This is a genomic window from Burkholderia sp. IT-111MI5 (assembly GCF_949752865.1).
Taxonomy (GTDB): Bacteria; Pseudomonadota; Gammaproteobacteria; order Burkholderiales; family Burkholderiaceae; genus Burkholderia; species Burkholderia pyrrocinia_C.
Window position 1 is genome coordinate 174,703 of sequence record NZ_CATKIF010000033.1, and the last position, 15,322, is coordinate 190,024.

Consider the following 15,322-nt stretch of genomic DNA (forward strand, 5'->3'; position numbering starts at 1 on the left):
CCGTACATGACGTGCTTCGACCAGTGAGATTCGACATTCAACCCATGGACGGCCTTGCCTCTCCTCCGCTTCAGGATGCGTCGCGCGCGGCCGGTGCAATCGTCGTCGACGTCGATCCCGGCGACGCGCCGCTCATCCATCTCGATCCCTTTGCACCGGGAAGCGACCATGGCGACGACATGTGGCCGAACCCGCCGATCAATATCGACGAGACGGACCCACTCTACATGCTGATGGTCGAATTCCGGCAAGCGCTCCTGAGCCCGGGCACCAACGGCATGACCGAGGCCGGCCTGAGCTTGCCGAACGCAAGCACGCCGCCGATCCGGTTTCCCGAGGACGAGGACGCACCATGGCACCCGGCAAGCAATTTCCCGCCGGAATCGTCCGTAGCCGAATTGCTGACGGCCCGCAAGAACATCGACGCGCTGCTAGACAGTCTCGACGCATGCGATGCCGCGCCGCTATTCGAAACGGCGCAGCGACGCGACATCCTTTCCGTGTTCGCGCCGCCCGACCTCCGCGCTTGCCGCGCCGGCCCGGTCGCGCGACTCACCCGCGAAGAACATCACCTGATCGGCCTGGACAGTCACATGGCCCTACCCGACTCCGTCGAAGCCTTTACCTCCGATTCTCCAGATGAGCACCATCGCTGATTTCTCCCCACCGCGCCCTTCCACACTTCAAGACCTGCTCGGCACGCGAACCTTCGACGACTGGAAGGCGCAAGTCATGGACGACGTGAAACGGCACCCATCGAACACGCGCTCGCGCTGGCTGCTCTTCGAACTGCTGTGCGTCGACGGCCAATGGGATCGCGCGCTGCAGCAGTTGCAGACGTGGGCCGTGCTGGAACCCGAAGGCGCCCCTCGCGCGCAGATGTATCGCGGGCTGATACGGTGCGAGCGCTTTCGATCGGAGGTGTTCGACGGCCGACGTACACCGGCCGGCATCGATTCGCTGCCGGCCTGGGTCGATACGCTGGCGCAGGCCAACGCGAAATTGTTCGACGGCGACCTCTGCGCCGCCGACGCGCTCCGCCGCACCGCACTCGACGGCGCGCCGGCCACGCGCGGTCGAAGCCCGCAAATCGGCGAATTCGCATGGCTGACCGACAGCGACAGCCGGATCGGGCCGATATGCGAGCTAGCCGTCGCGGGCGGCTATCGATGGATACCGTTCGACGACATGCAATCGCTCACGCTCAGCCCGATCACGGCACTGACCGACCTCGTGTGGCGCTCGGCCGTGGCAGGCCTGCGCAACGCCACCGAGCTGCGCGGCTATCTTCCGGTGCGCTATCCCGGCTCGGAACAGGCCTCCGCCGCGTTCAAGCTCGCGCGCGAAACCGCATGGAAAGATGTCGGCGCCACCGGCGTGATCGCGGTCGGCCAGAAGACCTGGAGCTCGGACCACGGCGATATCGGGCTTCTCGATATCGGCGAGTGTCGGTTCGATCACGGCGAACCGGCATGAACGCACCTCAACCCCGACACCGCACGACGTACATGCCGTCGCTCATCGATCGTCTGATCGACGACGCGCCGCAACGGCAACGTGAACATCGGCACCATGCGCCCGATAGCGAAGGCATGCATCGCCTCGTCCGGCGCGACCTGAGCCTGCTTCTCAACACGACGAACCTCGACGACGAACTCGACGCGCCACGGCATGCCGCGGCGCTCGATTCGGTCGTCAACTACGGCATTCCGCCGCTCTCCGGGAGTTATCTCGCCAATCGAGACTGGAATGTCGTCGAGAAGATGATTCGCACGGCCATCATCCGCTTCGAACCGCGCCTGCTGCCGGACTCGCTGCGCATTCGCCCCATCCACCACGAGAACCCGATACGGTACAACCGATTGATATTCGAAATCAGCGGGCTCATGTACTGGTCGCCCATTCCCGTCGAATTCCGCATTCGAAGCATGCTCGACATGGAAATCGATCGAGTCACGCCCGACACGCATTCTCTCCAGGATCATTGACATGGATCCACGCTTTCTCGATTACTACAGTCGCGAGTTGACCTTCATGCGCGAAATGTCCGGCGAGTTCGCCGCCCGGCATCCGAAAATCGCGCGCCGCCTGGGAATGGATGGCATCGAAGTGGCCGATCCGTATGTCGAACGTCTCATCGAAGCCTTTTGCTTCATGTCGGCGCGCACCCAGATCAAGCTCGACGCCGAGTTTCCGCGCTTTACGCAGCGCCTGCTCGAAGTCGTCCATCCGAACCATATCGCGCCGATGCCGTCGATCGCCGTCGTCAAGCTGCGGCCGAGCCTGCGGATGGGCAATTTCTCGAAGGGCGTGAAAGTGCCGCGCCATAGCGTCTTTCGCTCGGCCGTCCCGCCGGGCGAGCAGACGGCGTGCGAATTTCGCAGCGGCCAGGAGGTGACGCTGTGGCCGATCGAGATCGCCGACGCGCGACTGACGACCGTACCGCCAGACCTGCCGGAGACCGGCCACCACCTGCGGCCCGCTTCGACGGCGCGCGGCGCGCTGCGCCTGCGTTTGCGCACGACAGGCGACATCAAATTCAATCAGTTGACGCAGTTGGACCGTCTGCCGATCTACATCGGCGGCGACGAACGCATCGCGTCGCACCTGTTCGAACTGATTCACGCAAGCAGCATCGCATCGGTGATTCGTGCAGGCGATGCGCCGCGCGGGGAAGGGTATGTGGTCCCGAAAGCACCGGTCGGATTCGAGGGCCTGCGACCGGACCAGGGGCTGTTGCCGCTCACGTGGAACACCTTCCATGGACACAATCTTCTGCAGGAATATTTCGCGTCGCGCCAGCGTTTTTATTTTTTCGCGCTGAACCGGCTCGCACCGGGTTTCGCGAACATCGACGGTAAGGAAGCCGAGATCGTGCTGCTGCTCGATCGCCTTCCGGACGAACTGGTTACACACGCCGATACGTCCCGATTCCACTTGTTCTGCACGCCGGTCATCAACCTGTTTCACAAGCAGATGGACCGCGTCGAAATCGATCGGGCGCAGCCCGACTATCATCTGCTCCCTGATCGCACACGCCCACTCGACTACGAGATATTTTCCGTCTCGCGCGTGCTCGGCAGAAAAGCCCAAACATCCGAGGAAATCGCGTTCAATCCGCTGTATCAGACCGTGCACGCCGATCTTGGCAACCACGGCCGATACTTTTCGGTACGCCGGGAGCCGCGCATGCGCTCGATCGACGCGCGTAAGTACGGCACCCGGACGTCATATGTCGGCACCGAGGTCTATCTCTCGCTCGTCGATCAGGCGAACGCGCCCTATTCCGACGACATTCGCTATCTCTCGGTCGACGCATGGGTCACCAATCGCGATCTGCCGCGCCTGATTCCCTCCGCCGGCCAGATGAACCTCACGGTGTCGGACTCGGTTCCGATCGAGGGCTCGAGCTTCGTCCATTCCCCCAGTTCGCCACGCGCGCCATACGCCGAAGGAAGAACGGCATGGCGCCTGATACGCCAGCTCGGGTTCAACTACATGCCGCTGGCCGAACTCGATCGCGACGCCTGCGGCCAGGCACTGCGCAACATGCTGAGCCTGTTCGCCACGCCGGGCGATCGCGAGCAGGCCAGACAAATCGAAGCACTCGTGGGCGCACGGTATGAACCCGTCGTACGCCGCCTGCCGAATCCGGGGCTGCTCGTATACGGACGCGGCGTGCGCTGCGAGCTGACGGTCGACGAAACCGGCTTCTCCGGCATCAGCCCCTACCTGTTCGGGCTGATCCTCGAGCATTACGTCACCCGTCACGCATCGATCAACGTATTCACCGAAACCGAACTCCACTCCATGCAACGCGGCCTCATTGCAAAATGGCAACCGCGCACGGGTGGACGCAAAGTCATCTAGACATGGATGAACTCGCACCGAAAACCGCTGCTGTCGCAACGATGCCGTTCGATCCTCGAGCACTCGCCGCCTGGTTCGATTCGCAGGCGCCCTGGCAATCCGGTTTCATGACGCTGCTGCGCGCCATCGCCGCGCGCACGCCGCAAATGCCTGCGCCGGGCACCGCATGCCTGCCGGAAGAAGAGCCGTTCCGAATCGGGCAACAGCCGACCATGGTGTTCGCGCCGCGCGAAATCGCGTTGATGGACATGCGCGACGGCCGCTTCGACATTCGCCTGTTCGGGCTCGGCCTGTGGGGGCCGCAGGGACCGTTGCCGCTGCACATGACGGAGCTGGCCCATAGCCGCGTCGAAAGCCACCAGGATCACGCGCTCGTTCACTTTGTCGATCTGTTCCATCATCGCGCCCTGTCTCAGTTCTATCGTGCGTGGGCATCGGCACAGGCCACCGCGTCGCTGGATCGATCCGACGAGACGTTCTCGTTCTATATCGCGAGCCTGGCAGGGCTCGATCCGGCCGAGGCCAGGCTGTCCTGTCTGCCCGCCCACGCGCGGTACAGCGCGGCGGCACACCTCGTATGCGAGGCGCGCAACCCGAATGGCCTCGCGGCGACCCTCTCGCATTATTTCGGCGTTCCCGTCGAGATCGAGGAATTCGTGGCGCACTGGATCTACCTGCCCGAAACCGATCATGCGAGGCTCGGCATTCCGGGCGCCGCAGCCGTCATCGGCGATTCTGCACACCTCGGTGAAGCCATTCTCGACCGGCAGCACAAATTCCGCCTGGTGATCGGCCCTCTCGATCTCGACCAGTACCTGCGCCTCACCCCTCACGGCAGGGATTTCAAGCCATTCGTCGCGTGGGTGAATGCGTTCGTCGGCTACGAATACGCGTGGGACATCAAGCTGCTGATCGAGTCGCGCGCCGCGCCGCCTGCCCGCATCGGCCCGTCCCAGCAACTCGGTTATTCGACGTGGCTCGGCAAGCGTGCGGACGAACAGCCGATGGTCGGCATGGTGTTCCAGCCCCAACAATACTGCAACCGTTCCAGAGATTTTCAAGCATGACCCTTCACACATTCGTCGTCGAACCGCGCGATACCGACGTACTCAAACCGATCGACACCGGCGCGCCCTGCGGCCCCGACCTCGAATACGATCCGGATTTCGTCATGCTAATGGCCGCCGTCGCGCCGCGCGTCGAAGTTCAGTACGGCGACTTCATCGACGTTCCGCAAGTCGTCAACTGGACCGAGATCGAACGGGACTGTCGCGCGCTGCTGCTGCGCACCAAGGATATCCGTCTCGCGATAGTGCTATTGCGATGCCGGATCCGGCTGAACGGCGCAGCCGGATTGCGCGACGGGCTGGCCGTTCTGGGTGCGCTGTTCGAACGTTACGGCAACGCGCTTCATCCCGTTCCCATGCTCGACGGCGAGCGCGATGCGACGATCTATTCGAATGCGATCGCGGCCCTGGCCGATCCCGACGGCGTGCTCGGCGATACACGCGATACGCCGCTGCCGGCTGCATCGGGACTGCATTTGCATCTGCGGGACATCGAAAAGGCGTTCGCTACGCCGCGCCACAAGGATGCGCTCGCGCCGGAGGCCGCCATCCGGTTGCTCAAGGAATGGTGGGCGGCACGCGATGCCGGGATACTCGCGCTCGTCGACGCACGACGCATCGCCATGGGCATCGCCGCCTGGTGCGAAGCGACGCTCGGCGCCGACGCACCCGACTTCGACGCGCTGTTGAAATTGCTGAAACCGCTCGAGTGCCTGCAAGCCGACGGCGGCCCTGCCGCTGCGCCCGGCGCGATCGAAATGCTCGGCAACGCGCCGCCCAACGGAGGCCCCGCGCAGGCCGCGCCCCTCGTCGACCGACGGACCGCACTGGCAACCATTCGGGAAACGCGCGAGTGGTTCGAACAGAACGAACCGAGCAGCCCCGTCATCGTCCTGCTGCGTCAGTCCGAACGCATGGTCGGCAAGCGGTTTTCGGAACTCGCACACATCATTCCGGCCGACCTGCTGGCCACGTGGGATGCGGCCGAGCAATGACGGCGCGTCTCGATCGCGTCGGCGCAATCGCATCTACTTTCACTGTACAGAGTCATCAAGACAATTTTCGATGAAAAGAATCGTTCGGCTTCTGATCCTGGCCGGTTTCGGGATCTCCGGCGCTGCATCCGCGGCCTGTCTGCAGTTGACGCAGGCTCAAATTGCCGAGGTGCAGTCCCACGGTTATCACGGTTACCAGAACTTGCAGCTCAATGTGGCCTTCCCGGAAGGTTCGGTATCGATCGATCCCGATCTTGCAGTTGGCTCGCTGATCGCTACGGGCTACACCGTTCCGATTTCCATCCAGAGCGCTATCGTGGCCTGCACCAACACGGGATCAATGAACGCCGATTACTACACGCCCCCCCAGCAGTCGCCGCTCCCGAACTACTACAAAACAAACGTGGAAGGCATCGGCTTCCGGCTCAGCTACGTTCGGGCAGACGGCAACGAATCTCAATTCCCGTTCGTGATCAACGTCCCGCTCGCTGCCCCTCCCGACCCGCCCGACGGTGTCGTCTACGGTTATCTCGGCGCCGGTGCCCGATTCAGGATCGAGCTGGTCAAGACCGGAGACATCGCCAACAGCAACTCGAGCGTCGCGTTTACAGGCCCCGTGGGCACGGGACGCGCCAATGGAGACGGCAAGACCGTCACGACAGTCACCAGTGGCGGCATCGTCGTCAAAATCCAGCCGAGTTGCAGAGTCGACAGTAGCGAACAGAACATCGACTTCGGCACGTTCGGGCCGGCTGACGTGTCGGCTACCAGCGGGCCGACGCGACCGGTGAATTTCACCGTGCTCTGCTCAGGGCCGACGCCGCCCGCATCGATCACCGCGATGCTGAAGGGCACGCCGGATAGCGACGATCACAGCATGCTGAAAAATACCGGCGCAGCGAATCTCGCGATTCGACTGAAAGAAATTTCCACCAACATCGTCCTGCGGCCCAACGATTCCGCCAGCACGATCACCCATACGCCGATCATCGGCATGCAATCGCCATTCGCGCTCGAGGCAACGGTGCTGCGCGTGGGAAACGTGCCGCCGACGGCCGGCAAGATTCAGGCGACCGCCACGATCCTCATGACCCTGCTCTGACCCGAACGTCACCCACGCATACGAACTGGATATCAAGCGCATGACTGCTCCATCCGCCACCCGCCCCGACTCGATTTTCGTCCAGATCGCGAGCTATCGCGATTCGCAGTTGATTCCCACGCTGCGCAATCTGATCGACAAGGCGAGAAACCCCGATTTGCTGCGCATCGTCGTCTGCTGGCAACATGCATCCGACGAAGCGCTGGGCGCATTCTGGCAACAAGGTTTCGGAAAATGGCGAACGACGACCGCGAACGGCTGGCCCCACCATCTGCTGGACTATCGCGGCGCAGGCGTCGAGCTCATCGACGTGCCGCATCTCCGAACCCGGGGAGCGTGTTGGGCGCGCAACCTGATTCAGCGACGCTACGGCGGCGAGCGCTACACGCTCCAACTCGACTCGCATCATCGTTTCGTCAACCACTGGGACACGCGCGCGATCGACATGCTGGAATCGTTGCGCGACGAAAGCACGAAACCGGTTCTGACCGCCTATCTTCCGGCGTTCGACCCGGAAAGCGATTCCGCACCGAGCGAAACGCCGCAGTTCATGTGCTTCGATCGATTCGGCGTGGAAGGGGTCGTGATGTTCCGAGGCCGGCACCTGCGCGCCGACGAGATCCGTCAACGTCCGGTCAGGGCGCGCTTCTACAGCGCGCATTTCGCGTTCGCGGACGGGCACTTTTCCGAAGCGGTTCAGCACGATCCAGATTTCTTCTTTCTCGGAGAGGAAATCTCGATCGCCGCGCGCGCCTTCACGCACGGCTACGATCTGTACCATCCGCACCGCGTGATCGCATGGCACGAATATACGCGCCGGCATCGCGTCAAGATGTGGGACGATCATACCGATCAAGCCAAGCAGCGCGGAGACATCGACGCACATTGGGTCGAGCGCGACACTCGCGCGTATCGGCGCAATCGCATGCTGCTCGGCGTCGACGGTCAAATATGCTCTCAAAACGACTTCGGCCGGTACGGCTTGGGCACTCAACGCACGCTGGCCGAGTACGAGGCTTACGCGGGCATTAGCTTCGCGCGCCGCGGCGTTCATGAAGCCACGCTGAATCACGAACCGCCCCAGCCGCCCGGCGCGTCGCATGCCGACGACCCGGCATGGAACGAGCGACTACGGCGCGCCAACGACGTGCGCGTCTGCCTGCATCGAAATACCTTCGACGAATTCGCGACCACGCAGCCCGCGCAGGGAACACTATCGGCCGCGCGATCGGCCGTCGTTACGATTCACGACGAGAACGGCCTCGAACAGCATCGCGAGACCATCGACACGCAGGGTCTATCCGAACGCCGAACCAACGACTGGCTCGATTTTCACGTGATCTTCCTGTCAGCGCTCGAACACGTCCCAGGCCGATATGCCGTCGAATTGCTCGACGGCGGCGGCAATCTGCTGAGCCGGGTCGAGCACACCGTCATTGTCTGACGCCTCTCCCGCGGCGAAACCCGGAGAGCGTTCCGGTTTCGCCCGCCCGCGCGGATTGCACCACGTCGCCGAATTCGGCGCGTAGCGATAAGGGCTGGCGCTGCCGTCGCACACGCGGTCCGGGCTGACATAACGCCCCGCGTCCGGATCGTAAAAGCGCGCACCGTTGTAATGCAGTCCCGTTTCTTCATCCGCGTACTGCCCGGCGTAGCGAAGCAGCTGATCGATTGCCACGCCGCCACCCCGTTCGCGCGCCGCGGCGCATCTGCCCCACGCACGATAGCGTGCACGCCACACGACGTTGCCGGCTTCGTCAGTGAGCGCGATCGCCGTCCCGATGCCATCGGTATGGTAATGATAGACCTCCGCATCAACGGTCGCTGCGCCGTCGGTCAGCGCTTGATCCACGCGAGCGAGCGGCGCGAAACCCGTCGAACCACCCGGTTCCGGTTGATACAGATAGGTACGCAACCCGTTCGCACGCTGCTCCTGAATCAATCGGCTTCCTTGCCATACGTAGCGAACCAGCTCGTCCCGCGTCGCCTCGCCCGAACGCGGCAGTACGTCGAATTCGACGTACTTCGCGATACGCCGGCCGAGCGCATCGTATCGATAGCGCACAGTGCGGCCGTTTCGATGCGCCGAGATTATCCTGCCCTCCACATCCCATACCAGCGACAACGTGCAATCGTGGCCGACCTTGCGCGCCAGATTCCCCCATACGTCGTATTCGTAGCGATAGCCGCGGCACTCCCGTATCCGATGATCGGTGTCGACGACCGGAAGCCAGTTTCTGCCCGGCGTATCGAGCAGATTGCCTACGGCATCCCACGTGAAATACTCGATGCCGGCCTGATCCGACACGCGCCGCAACAGACAACCGCGCCGGTCGTAGTCGTACCAGACCGCCTCTTCGTCCGGACCGTCCATCCTGACGATCAGGTCGCCGGGACCATATTCCGCTCCGCGCCTCAAACGTCTGACTTCTGCATCCGGCGCTGCGACGTCAGTCGGCTCATCGATCCCCACCGAACGCCACCAAACGGGCAGGCCCAACGTCGAATAGCCGCTATGGGTTCGCAGACGACCTTGCGTGCGTGCGATCGGGCGTCGCATCGCGTCATACCAGAAATGAGCGATCGGACGATCGTCCAGCTCGATGCGCGCGACGTCTCCCGTCACGAGTCGCCGGATAAGCACTGTCTTCCCCTGCGGCAACTGCATCGCGACGAGCCGACCCGTTGCGTTGTAGGTGTAGTGTAGTTCGCCGTTCGCGCCCCGCTCTTCGACCAGACGCCCTCGTCCATCGTATCGAAACCAGACTTGGTCGGCACCGATACCGAGCAGCTCGCCTTCCGTCGTCGGCGTGCGGTCGACCGCTTCGAGTTCTCCGCGCACGGTATAGCGATACGTGTAACGGCTGTGTTGCGTGACGCGCTGAACGAGACGCCCGGCCGAATCGTAGGCGAACGTCTCTCGGCGCACATGCCGGCCCGCGGTCGACGTCACGCCGGCGAGTTGCCCTGCGTCGGTGTAGTCGAAGCGGCGCACCACACCGTCCGCATCCGTTATCGACAGACAATGGCCCGCGCCCCATTCCAGCGTTCGCACGACGCCGTTCGCGTTCTCGACACGGATCAGCCGACCGTGCACGTCGTACTGCCGCGCCGTCCAGTTTCCTTCCTCGTCGACCGTACGCACCACATTGCCGCGCCGATCGCGGTGCCAGTGGCGGCTCCGGCCGCCCGGACCGTAATACGATATCGGTTGGCCTGCCGCGTTCCAGATGTAGCGTTCCACTCGGCCATCGGAACGCATGACGGCCACCGGCCGGCCGAGCCCATCGCGTTCGATGCGGGTCGTCGCCCCGAGCGCATCCGTGATTCCAACGACGTGACCGTCGACATCGTATTCGTAGTGCGTCGAATCGCCTGCGGCGGTGGTCCGCCGAATCATGCGGCCTCGTGTGTCGCGTTCGTACGTCGTCGCCATGCCCTGAGCATCGACCGTGCGGGCAAGGCAACCGTCATCGCCATACTCGAAACGCACCGATTCCCCGGACGGCACCCGGTAACGCACCGGTTGAAAACGATCGTTGCGCACCCACATCCAGGTCCGGCCGTCGCTCATCGTCATCGATACCGGCTCGTACGTCGCAAACGCGTAGTGCGTGACACGGGTCGCACCCGCCGGATCGGTTTCCTTGGCCACGCGGCCCAGCGAATCGTATTCGAAGCGGATCTCACGCCCTCCCGGCAACTGCACATGAGTCGGCAGAGCGGCATCGCTGTAATCGAAGCAGTAACATCGTCCGTCGAAATCAATGTGGGTTTGAACGCGGCCGGATCGATCGTATTGCCAACTGGCATCGTGGCCGAATACATCGGTCACCCTGGTAACGCGTCGTTCGATGTCGTAGACGAACCGCTCTCGCTCCCCCTCCGACGTTGCGCGTTCGACCACGCGCGCGACTCCGCCGATCGTCTCCCACGCATAGCGGGTCGTCACGCCGAGCGGATCGGTTGCTTCAACGATCCGGCCGTCCTGCCACGCGAAGCGACATGCGATAGCACCGATGCGATTTCGCACCTCGGTTAGCTCGCCGTTCTCGCTATAGCCGTATCGGGCGATCGCACCGCCGCGGCCGCCATCGATGCACTCGATGATGCCGAGCCGCTCGCCTCCCTTCGCCTCGTCGTAATGCATCTTCAGTTCGTGTCCGCACGTCCCGCGCATGCCGAGCAGCCGCCCGGCGGCATCCCAAATGCATCCGATCCTCTGCCCGTTCGGATCCTCGATGTACTTCAGGCGTGCGATCCCGTTTTCGTCGAAATCGCCGAAAATCCGATAGTGCGGCTTCAAGTCCGCAACGACGAGGCGACCGTCCGGAAAATGCGCGAAATGCAACTGCTCCGATACCGCGATTACCTGCGTGCCGCGTTCCGGAAAAGGCACGTCGAGCGTGTTGCCGTGTTCGTCCATATAGACAAGCCGTTCGCCGGCCTTGCGGAGCGTGCTCTCCCAACAGGTTCGCCAACCGACCCCGAGCAAGCCGATCGCGTCGCACGTGCTTGCATAACGGCGAGACCATCTCAGCGGAAGACGGCCAAGCAGCTCGAAGTCGTTTGCGCCGGCGGCAAGACAAAGCTTTCCACCGGATATCGCGTCGATCGAAGCGCGATGCATACCCGACAATGCGCAGCGTATGCGATAGCGATCGAGCGCATCGCCCAGACGGTCCAGTCGGTCAATCACCGGACTCGCACTTGCGAACGGCAACACGATGCCGGGCATTTTGGCCAGTACTGCACCCAATCCAGAAATACCGCCGAAATTCACTTTGTTTTCCCTATCTTTCTGAATGCCCGGCGATGCTTCCGATATGCGGCGATCGGGTCAGGTTATGCATATCGAAAAACACTGCACTATGATTGCGCCAGCTCGGTAAAACTCGGCGTCGGCGTCGGCGTTGGTGTCGGTGTCGGTGTCGGTGTCGGTGTCGGTGTCGGTGTCGGTGTCGGTGTCGGTGTCGGTGTCGGTGTCGGTGTCGGTGTCGGTGTCGGTGTCGGTGTCGGTGTCGGTGTCGGTGTCGGTGTCGGTATAGGCACCGGTACGGGTATGGGTATCGGTGCAGCGATCACCACGCCTGCGACACCTATCACGCCCGCCACCACACCTGTCACACCCGCGGCTACGGCACCGACAGCATCAACAGCACCCCCGGCCACCAATCTCAGAATATCCGGCACCAGGATCGGACCGATCGGAGCCACCGGAATGGCAGGAACGACCGGAACGGGCGGCGCGGAACGCCCGCCGCCGCCATCTCCGATCAATACATCCGGGGAACCCGCATTGATCGACTCGTCACAGGATGTCTTGTCTCCAACCCGTGCCGCCGGCACATCGTTGATCAACACGGTGCGAGAGCCTTGATCGATCGCCTGTGAAAATATATGCAGCCGACAAGACATCGCGCTCACGCTGACCAACGCCGCTGCTTTTCCATTGATCAAGACCGTCGACGAACCGGAGGTAATCTCACCGCCCGACCCGGCGGCATCTCCCACGCGGGCTGCTTCAAACATAACGCATATTCTCCTCGAAACAACAAGTGGATAGATCAGGACTACCTTCAATCCGGATCTACCCAATACCGGCAAGTGTTATTGCTCCGCAAGCTCCGTAAAACTGGGAGTTGGAGTTGGCGTTGGCGTTGGTGTCGGCGTCGGCGTCGGCGTCGGCGTCGGTGTCGGTGTCGGTGTCGGTGTCGGTGTCGGTGTCGGTGTCGGTGTCGGTGTCGGTGTTGGTGTTGGTGTCGGTGTCGGTGTCGGTGTCGGTGTCGGTGTCGGTGTCGGTGTCGGTGTCGGTGTCGGTGTCGGTGTCGGTGTCGGTGTCGGTGTCGGTGTCGGTGTCGGTGTCGGTGTCGGTGTTGGTGTCGGTGTCGGTGTCGGTGTCGGTGTCGGTGTCGGTGTTGGCGTCGGTACCGGCACCGGTACGGGTATCGGTACCGGTATAATCGGCGCAACGACCGCCGCGCCTACTCCTATCACGTCCACCGCAGCGGCGCCTACTGCGGCGGCTGCACCGATAACGGCACCGACCGGCAAATCCGGAACGACGATCGGCGGAAGCGGGGGAATGCTCGGAACGAGCGGAGTGCACCCTGCGAGGGCACTGCCGGTGTCGTTGCCACATTGACTGCTTTCATCGCTGTCGCTGGGATTGAGCTCCAACGGCATGCCCTTGATCACGACGCGATTGTCGCCCTCGATGCTGATCTCCGTTCCGGCCAGCTTGATCTTACCGTCGCAAGTCATCGTCAACGACGACGAGCCGCATACGAGGCTCAGCCCTCTGCCCACATTCAGCGAATAGCTATCGCCAACCGTGACGGCGCGCACGCTACCGACCGACAGTGCAGACGTTCCGCCGATCGTCGTCGACTCAGCCCCTCCGATCGACACCGATTGCGTCATCCCCACCACGTAACTTGCCGCGCCGAGCACATGGTTCGAGTACGCGCCGCCCACGGCAACGCTGTGCGCCGCACCCACATTGATGCCGTACGTCAATCCCACGCCCACCGACAAGTTCGCGCCCACTACATGCGATTCATGAATTTTCGTCAGGCGATTCATGACACCTTCCGCCTGAATCATGAATTCTTCGCTGCCGGCCTTGTCTTCGAAACGAATGCCGTTGAAATTATTGAGACCGCCGCCGAGCGACCGGCTCATCAGACCGCTCTGCGTCGCGTTACCGGGCAGTTCCCATGGCGGCATCGTCCGCGTGTTGTACAGGCTCCCCGTGATCAGCGGGCGGTCGGGATCGCCATTCCAGAAATCGACGATGACCTCCTGCCCGATGCGCGGAATGCACATCCCGCCGAATCCCTCGCCGGCCCAGGCCTGGCTCACCCGAATCCAGCAGGAAGTCGATGTCGGAGAGACGTCCCACGGAAAGCGGACCATCACGCGACCGAACTCGTCGGTCCAGATTTCATTTCCCGGCGGCCCCACGACGATCGCCGACTGCGGGCCGCTGACACGCGGTTTCGGCGTCAGCCGCGGCAACCTGAACGCCTCGCTCGTCGGCTGAACCTCGAAGCGGTTGTTGCACGTATATTCGTAGCCGCTGCCCGATTCGTCCGGGTTGACGCTCAATTCGAGGCGCGTCTCGATGACGAGATACTTGTCGTTCGCGGCATCGTGCTTGTGTCCGTTCAACTCGAATATCTGACCGCACGACAGGCCGCGCAAATTGCCTTCGCCCGTCGCACGGGTGCCCGGCGCGCGCAACTCCTCCATCCGCGTGCGCGCCAGCAGTTCTCCGTGCGCTCTGTCGGTGTAATCGCCCGGCCATTCATAGCGTTCCAGCTTGTTCCAGTTCGTCTCGCGAGGCTGCCTGCTGCTCGCCCGAAGATCCATCCCAACGCGCATGAAATCGAAGTCGTTTGTTGCATAGCGGCCGGTGCACAACGTTTCCGCCAGCGAAAAATCCATCACATATTCGGCATCGGTCTTGCCGCCTTGCGGCTGGAACGCCAGCTGGTGGTACGCCGAATTCGGCGATTTTCTATGCCCGTTGACGTGGTCGCACAGAACCAGCAGATGCTTGCCGTCGGCATGCTCGTAAAACCAGTAAATCCCCCATTCCTCCATCAGCCGCTGGATGAAGTCGAAATCGGATTCGCCGTACTGAACCTGAAAGGCGCGCGGTTCGTTACGCGCGCTCTCGCCGAGCTTGCCGTAGCGGCGAACGTCGAGCCGTTTCTCGACCGGATACGGATAGCTCTTCAAGACCTCGTCGATGATCTCGACGACGGTCTTGTCCTGGAAGATCCTGAATTTGGTCGTCAACGTCGCCAGCCACAGCCACGGGCGCAGCATGCCGCGATAGACGTTGTACCGCCCCTCCGGACGCACATATTCCGCCTTCGCGATCACCCCCGTGATTTCGCGCGATACGACGGGTTTCTTCCCGTTCGTCGAGTCGCTCTTCTGGTCCGACATCACCGAAACGGTCATCTCCTTGCCCAGCACCGCTTTCAGATCGATATTGGCACCGGCTTCGGCGGATATCGTGAAATCGTCCGGCGTACGCACCATCAGCTCGTATTCGAACAGCTCGCCAATGCGTTCGCGGCCGCGCAGCGACATGAATTTCAATGCGGGTTTTTTCAGTATCTCCGGAACCGCTTCGCCGAAGATCGCAACGACGCGCTCCTGAAGGAACGTATCGCCGGAGCGTTCCGGTTCGATTTTATTTTCCCGCTTTTCCGCCTCATCCAATCGCCTACTAAACGCCGTGACTTCATTTGAATTGTCTGCCATGCACACCT

11 protein-coding genes and 1 pseudogene are annotated in these 15,322 nt (G+C 62.5%); 9 read left to right on the forward strand and 3 right to left on the reverse strand.

Going from position 1 to position 15,322, the window contains the following annotated elements; all coding sequences use genetic code 11:
• Positions 1-44 precede the first annotated feature (44 nt).
• The 8 genes from ACM6JT_RS22640 to ACM6JT_RS22675 all read left to right on the forward strand — a co-directional run bounded on the left by ACM6JT_RS22640 (position 45) and on the right by ACM6JT_RS22675 (position 8,478).
• Positions 45-656: a TagK domain-containing protein gene (locus ACM6JT_RS22640; protein ID WP_175769635.1), complete on the forward strand. Its 612-nt coding sequence runs from the start codon at positions 45-47 to the stop codon at positions 654-656.
• Positions 640-1,476 (forward strand): type VI secretion system accessory protein TagJ, encoded by an 837-nt coding sequence (locus ACM6JT_RS22645; protein WP_175769637.1) that lies wholly within the window; start codon positions 640-642, stop codon positions 1,474-1,476. The genes ACM6JT_RS22640 and ACM6JT_RS22645 overlap by 17 nt, the downstream gene beginning before the upstream one ends.
• Positions 1,473-1,988: a type VI secretion system baseplate subunit TssE gene (gene tssE, locus ACM6JT_RS22650; protein ID WP_175769639.1), complete on the forward strand. Its 516-nt coding sequence runs from the start codon at positions 1,473-1,475 to the stop codon at positions 1,986-1,988. The genes ACM6JT_RS22645 and tssE overlap by 4 nt, the downstream gene beginning before the upstream one ends.
• Position 1,989: 1 nt before the next feature.
• A complete protein-coding gene (gene tssF, locus ACM6JT_RS22655) occupies positions 1,990-3,870 on the forward strand; it encodes a type VI secretion system baseplate subunit TssF (protein ID WP_175769640.1) in 1,881 nt (626 codons plus the stop codon).
• 2 nt (positions 3,871-3,872) lie between these two features.
• Positions 3,873-4,937: a type VI secretion system baseplate subunit TssG gene (tssG, locus tag ACM6JT_RS22660; protein ID WP_175769648.1), complete on the forward strand. Its 1,065-nt coding sequence runs from the start codon at positions 3,873-3,875 to the stop codon at positions 4,935-4,937.
• The gene (locus tag ACM6JT_RS22665) at positions 4,934-5,932 is read left to right on the forward strand and encodes an ImpA family type VI secretion system protein (RefSeq protein ID WP_175769657.1); all 999 of its coding nucleotides are present in this window, start codon (positions 4,934-4,936) and stop codon (positions 5,930-5,932) included. Before tssG ends, ACM6JT_RS22665 begins: the two co-directional genes overlap by 4 nt.
• A gap of 70 nt (positions 5,933-6,002) precedes the next feature.
• The gene (locus ACM6JT_RS22670; protein ID WP_414857345.1) at positions 6,003-7,034 is read left to right on the forward strand and encodes a fimbrial protein; all 1,032 of its coding nucleotides are present in this window, start codon (positions 6,003-6,005) and stop codon (positions 7,032-7,034) included.
• A 40-nt stretch (positions 7,035-7,074) separates the two neighbouring features.
• Entirely contained in the window at positions 7,075-8,478 is a 1,404-nt protein-coding gene (locus ACM6JT_RS22675) for a GlcNAc-transferase family protein (protein ID WP_175769652.1), read from the forward strand.
• Here ACM6JT_RS22675 and ACM6JT_RS22680 read toward each other — a convergent pair.
• Entirely contained in the window at positions 8,383-11,817 is a 3,435-nt protein-coding gene (locus tag ACM6JT_RS22680) for an RHS repeat-associated core domain-containing protein (RefSeq protein ID WP_414857346.1), read from the reverse strand. The genes ACM6JT_RS22675 and ACM6JT_RS22680 overlap by 96 nt on opposite strands.
• Positions 11,818-11,947: 130 nt before the next feature.
• Between ACM6JT_RS22680 and ACM6JT_RS22685 the strand changes: the two genes are divergently transcribed.
• Positions 11,948-12,082 (forward strand): hypothetical protein, encoded by a 135-nt coding sequence (locus tag ACM6JT_RS22685; RefSeq protein WP_414857497.1) that lies wholly within the window; start codon positions 11,948-11,950, stop codon positions 12,080-12,082.
• Between the two features lie 274 nt (positions 12,083-12,356).
• On the opposite strand, the pseudogene ACM6JT_RS22690 reads toward ACM6JT_RS22685, so the two are convergent.
• Both ACM6JT_RS22690 and ACM6JT_RS22695 read right to left on the reverse strand, forming a co-directional pair.
• A pseudogene (locus ACM6JT_RS22690) lies at positions 12,357-12,566 on the reverse strand (PAAR domain-containing protein); the annotation flags it as partial.
• Positions 12,567-12,644: 78 nt separating this feature from the next.
• Positions 12,645-15,314, reverse strand: coding sequence for a type VI secretion system Vgr family protein (locus ACM6JT_RS22695; RefSeq protein ID WP_414857347.1), 2,670 nt, complete (start codon positions 15,312-15,314; stop codon positions 12,645-12,647).
• Positions 15,315-15,322: the final 8 nt, after the last annotated feature.

What these genes read in the sequence shown, in the direction of transcription:
- ACM6JT_RS22640 (WP_175769635.1), top strand. Translation starts at nt 45, where the DNA reads ATGGACGGCCTTGCCTCTCCTCCGCTTCAGGATGCGTCGCGCGCGGCC.
- ACM6JT_RS22645 (WP_175769637.1), top strand. Translation starts at nt 640, where the DNA reads ATGAGCACCATCGCTGATTTCTCCCCACCGCGCCCTTCCACACTTCAA.
- tssE (WP_175769639.1), top strand. Translation starts at nt 1,473, where the DNA reads ATGAACGCACCTCAACCCCGACACCGCACGACGTACATGCCGTCGCTC.
- tssF (WP_175769640.1), top strand. Translation starts at nt 1,990, where the DNA reads ATGGATCCACGCTTTCTCGATTACTACAGTCGCGAGTTGACCTTCATG.
- tssG (WP_175769648.1), top strand. Translation starts at nt 3,873, where the DNA reads ATGGATGAACTCGCACCGAAAACCGCTGCTGTCGCAACGATGCCGTTC.
- ACM6JT_RS22665 (WP_175769657.1), top strand. Translation starts at nt 4,934, where the DNA reads ATGACCCTTCACACATTCGTCGTCGAACCGCGCGATACCGACGTACTC.
- ACM6JT_RS22670 (WP_414857345.1), top strand. Translation starts at nt 6,003, where the DNA reads ATGAAAAGAATCGTTCGGCTTCTGATCCTGGCCGGTTTCGGGATCTCC.
- ACM6JT_RS22675 (WP_175769652.1), top strand. Translation starts at nt 7,075, where the DNA reads ATGACTGCTCCATCCGCCACCCGCCCCGACTCGATTTTCGTCCAGATC.
- ACM6JT_RS22695 (WP_414857347.1), bottom strand. Translation starts at nt 15,314, where the DNA reads ATGGCAGACAATTCAAATGAAGTCACGGCGTTTAGTAGGCGATTGGAT.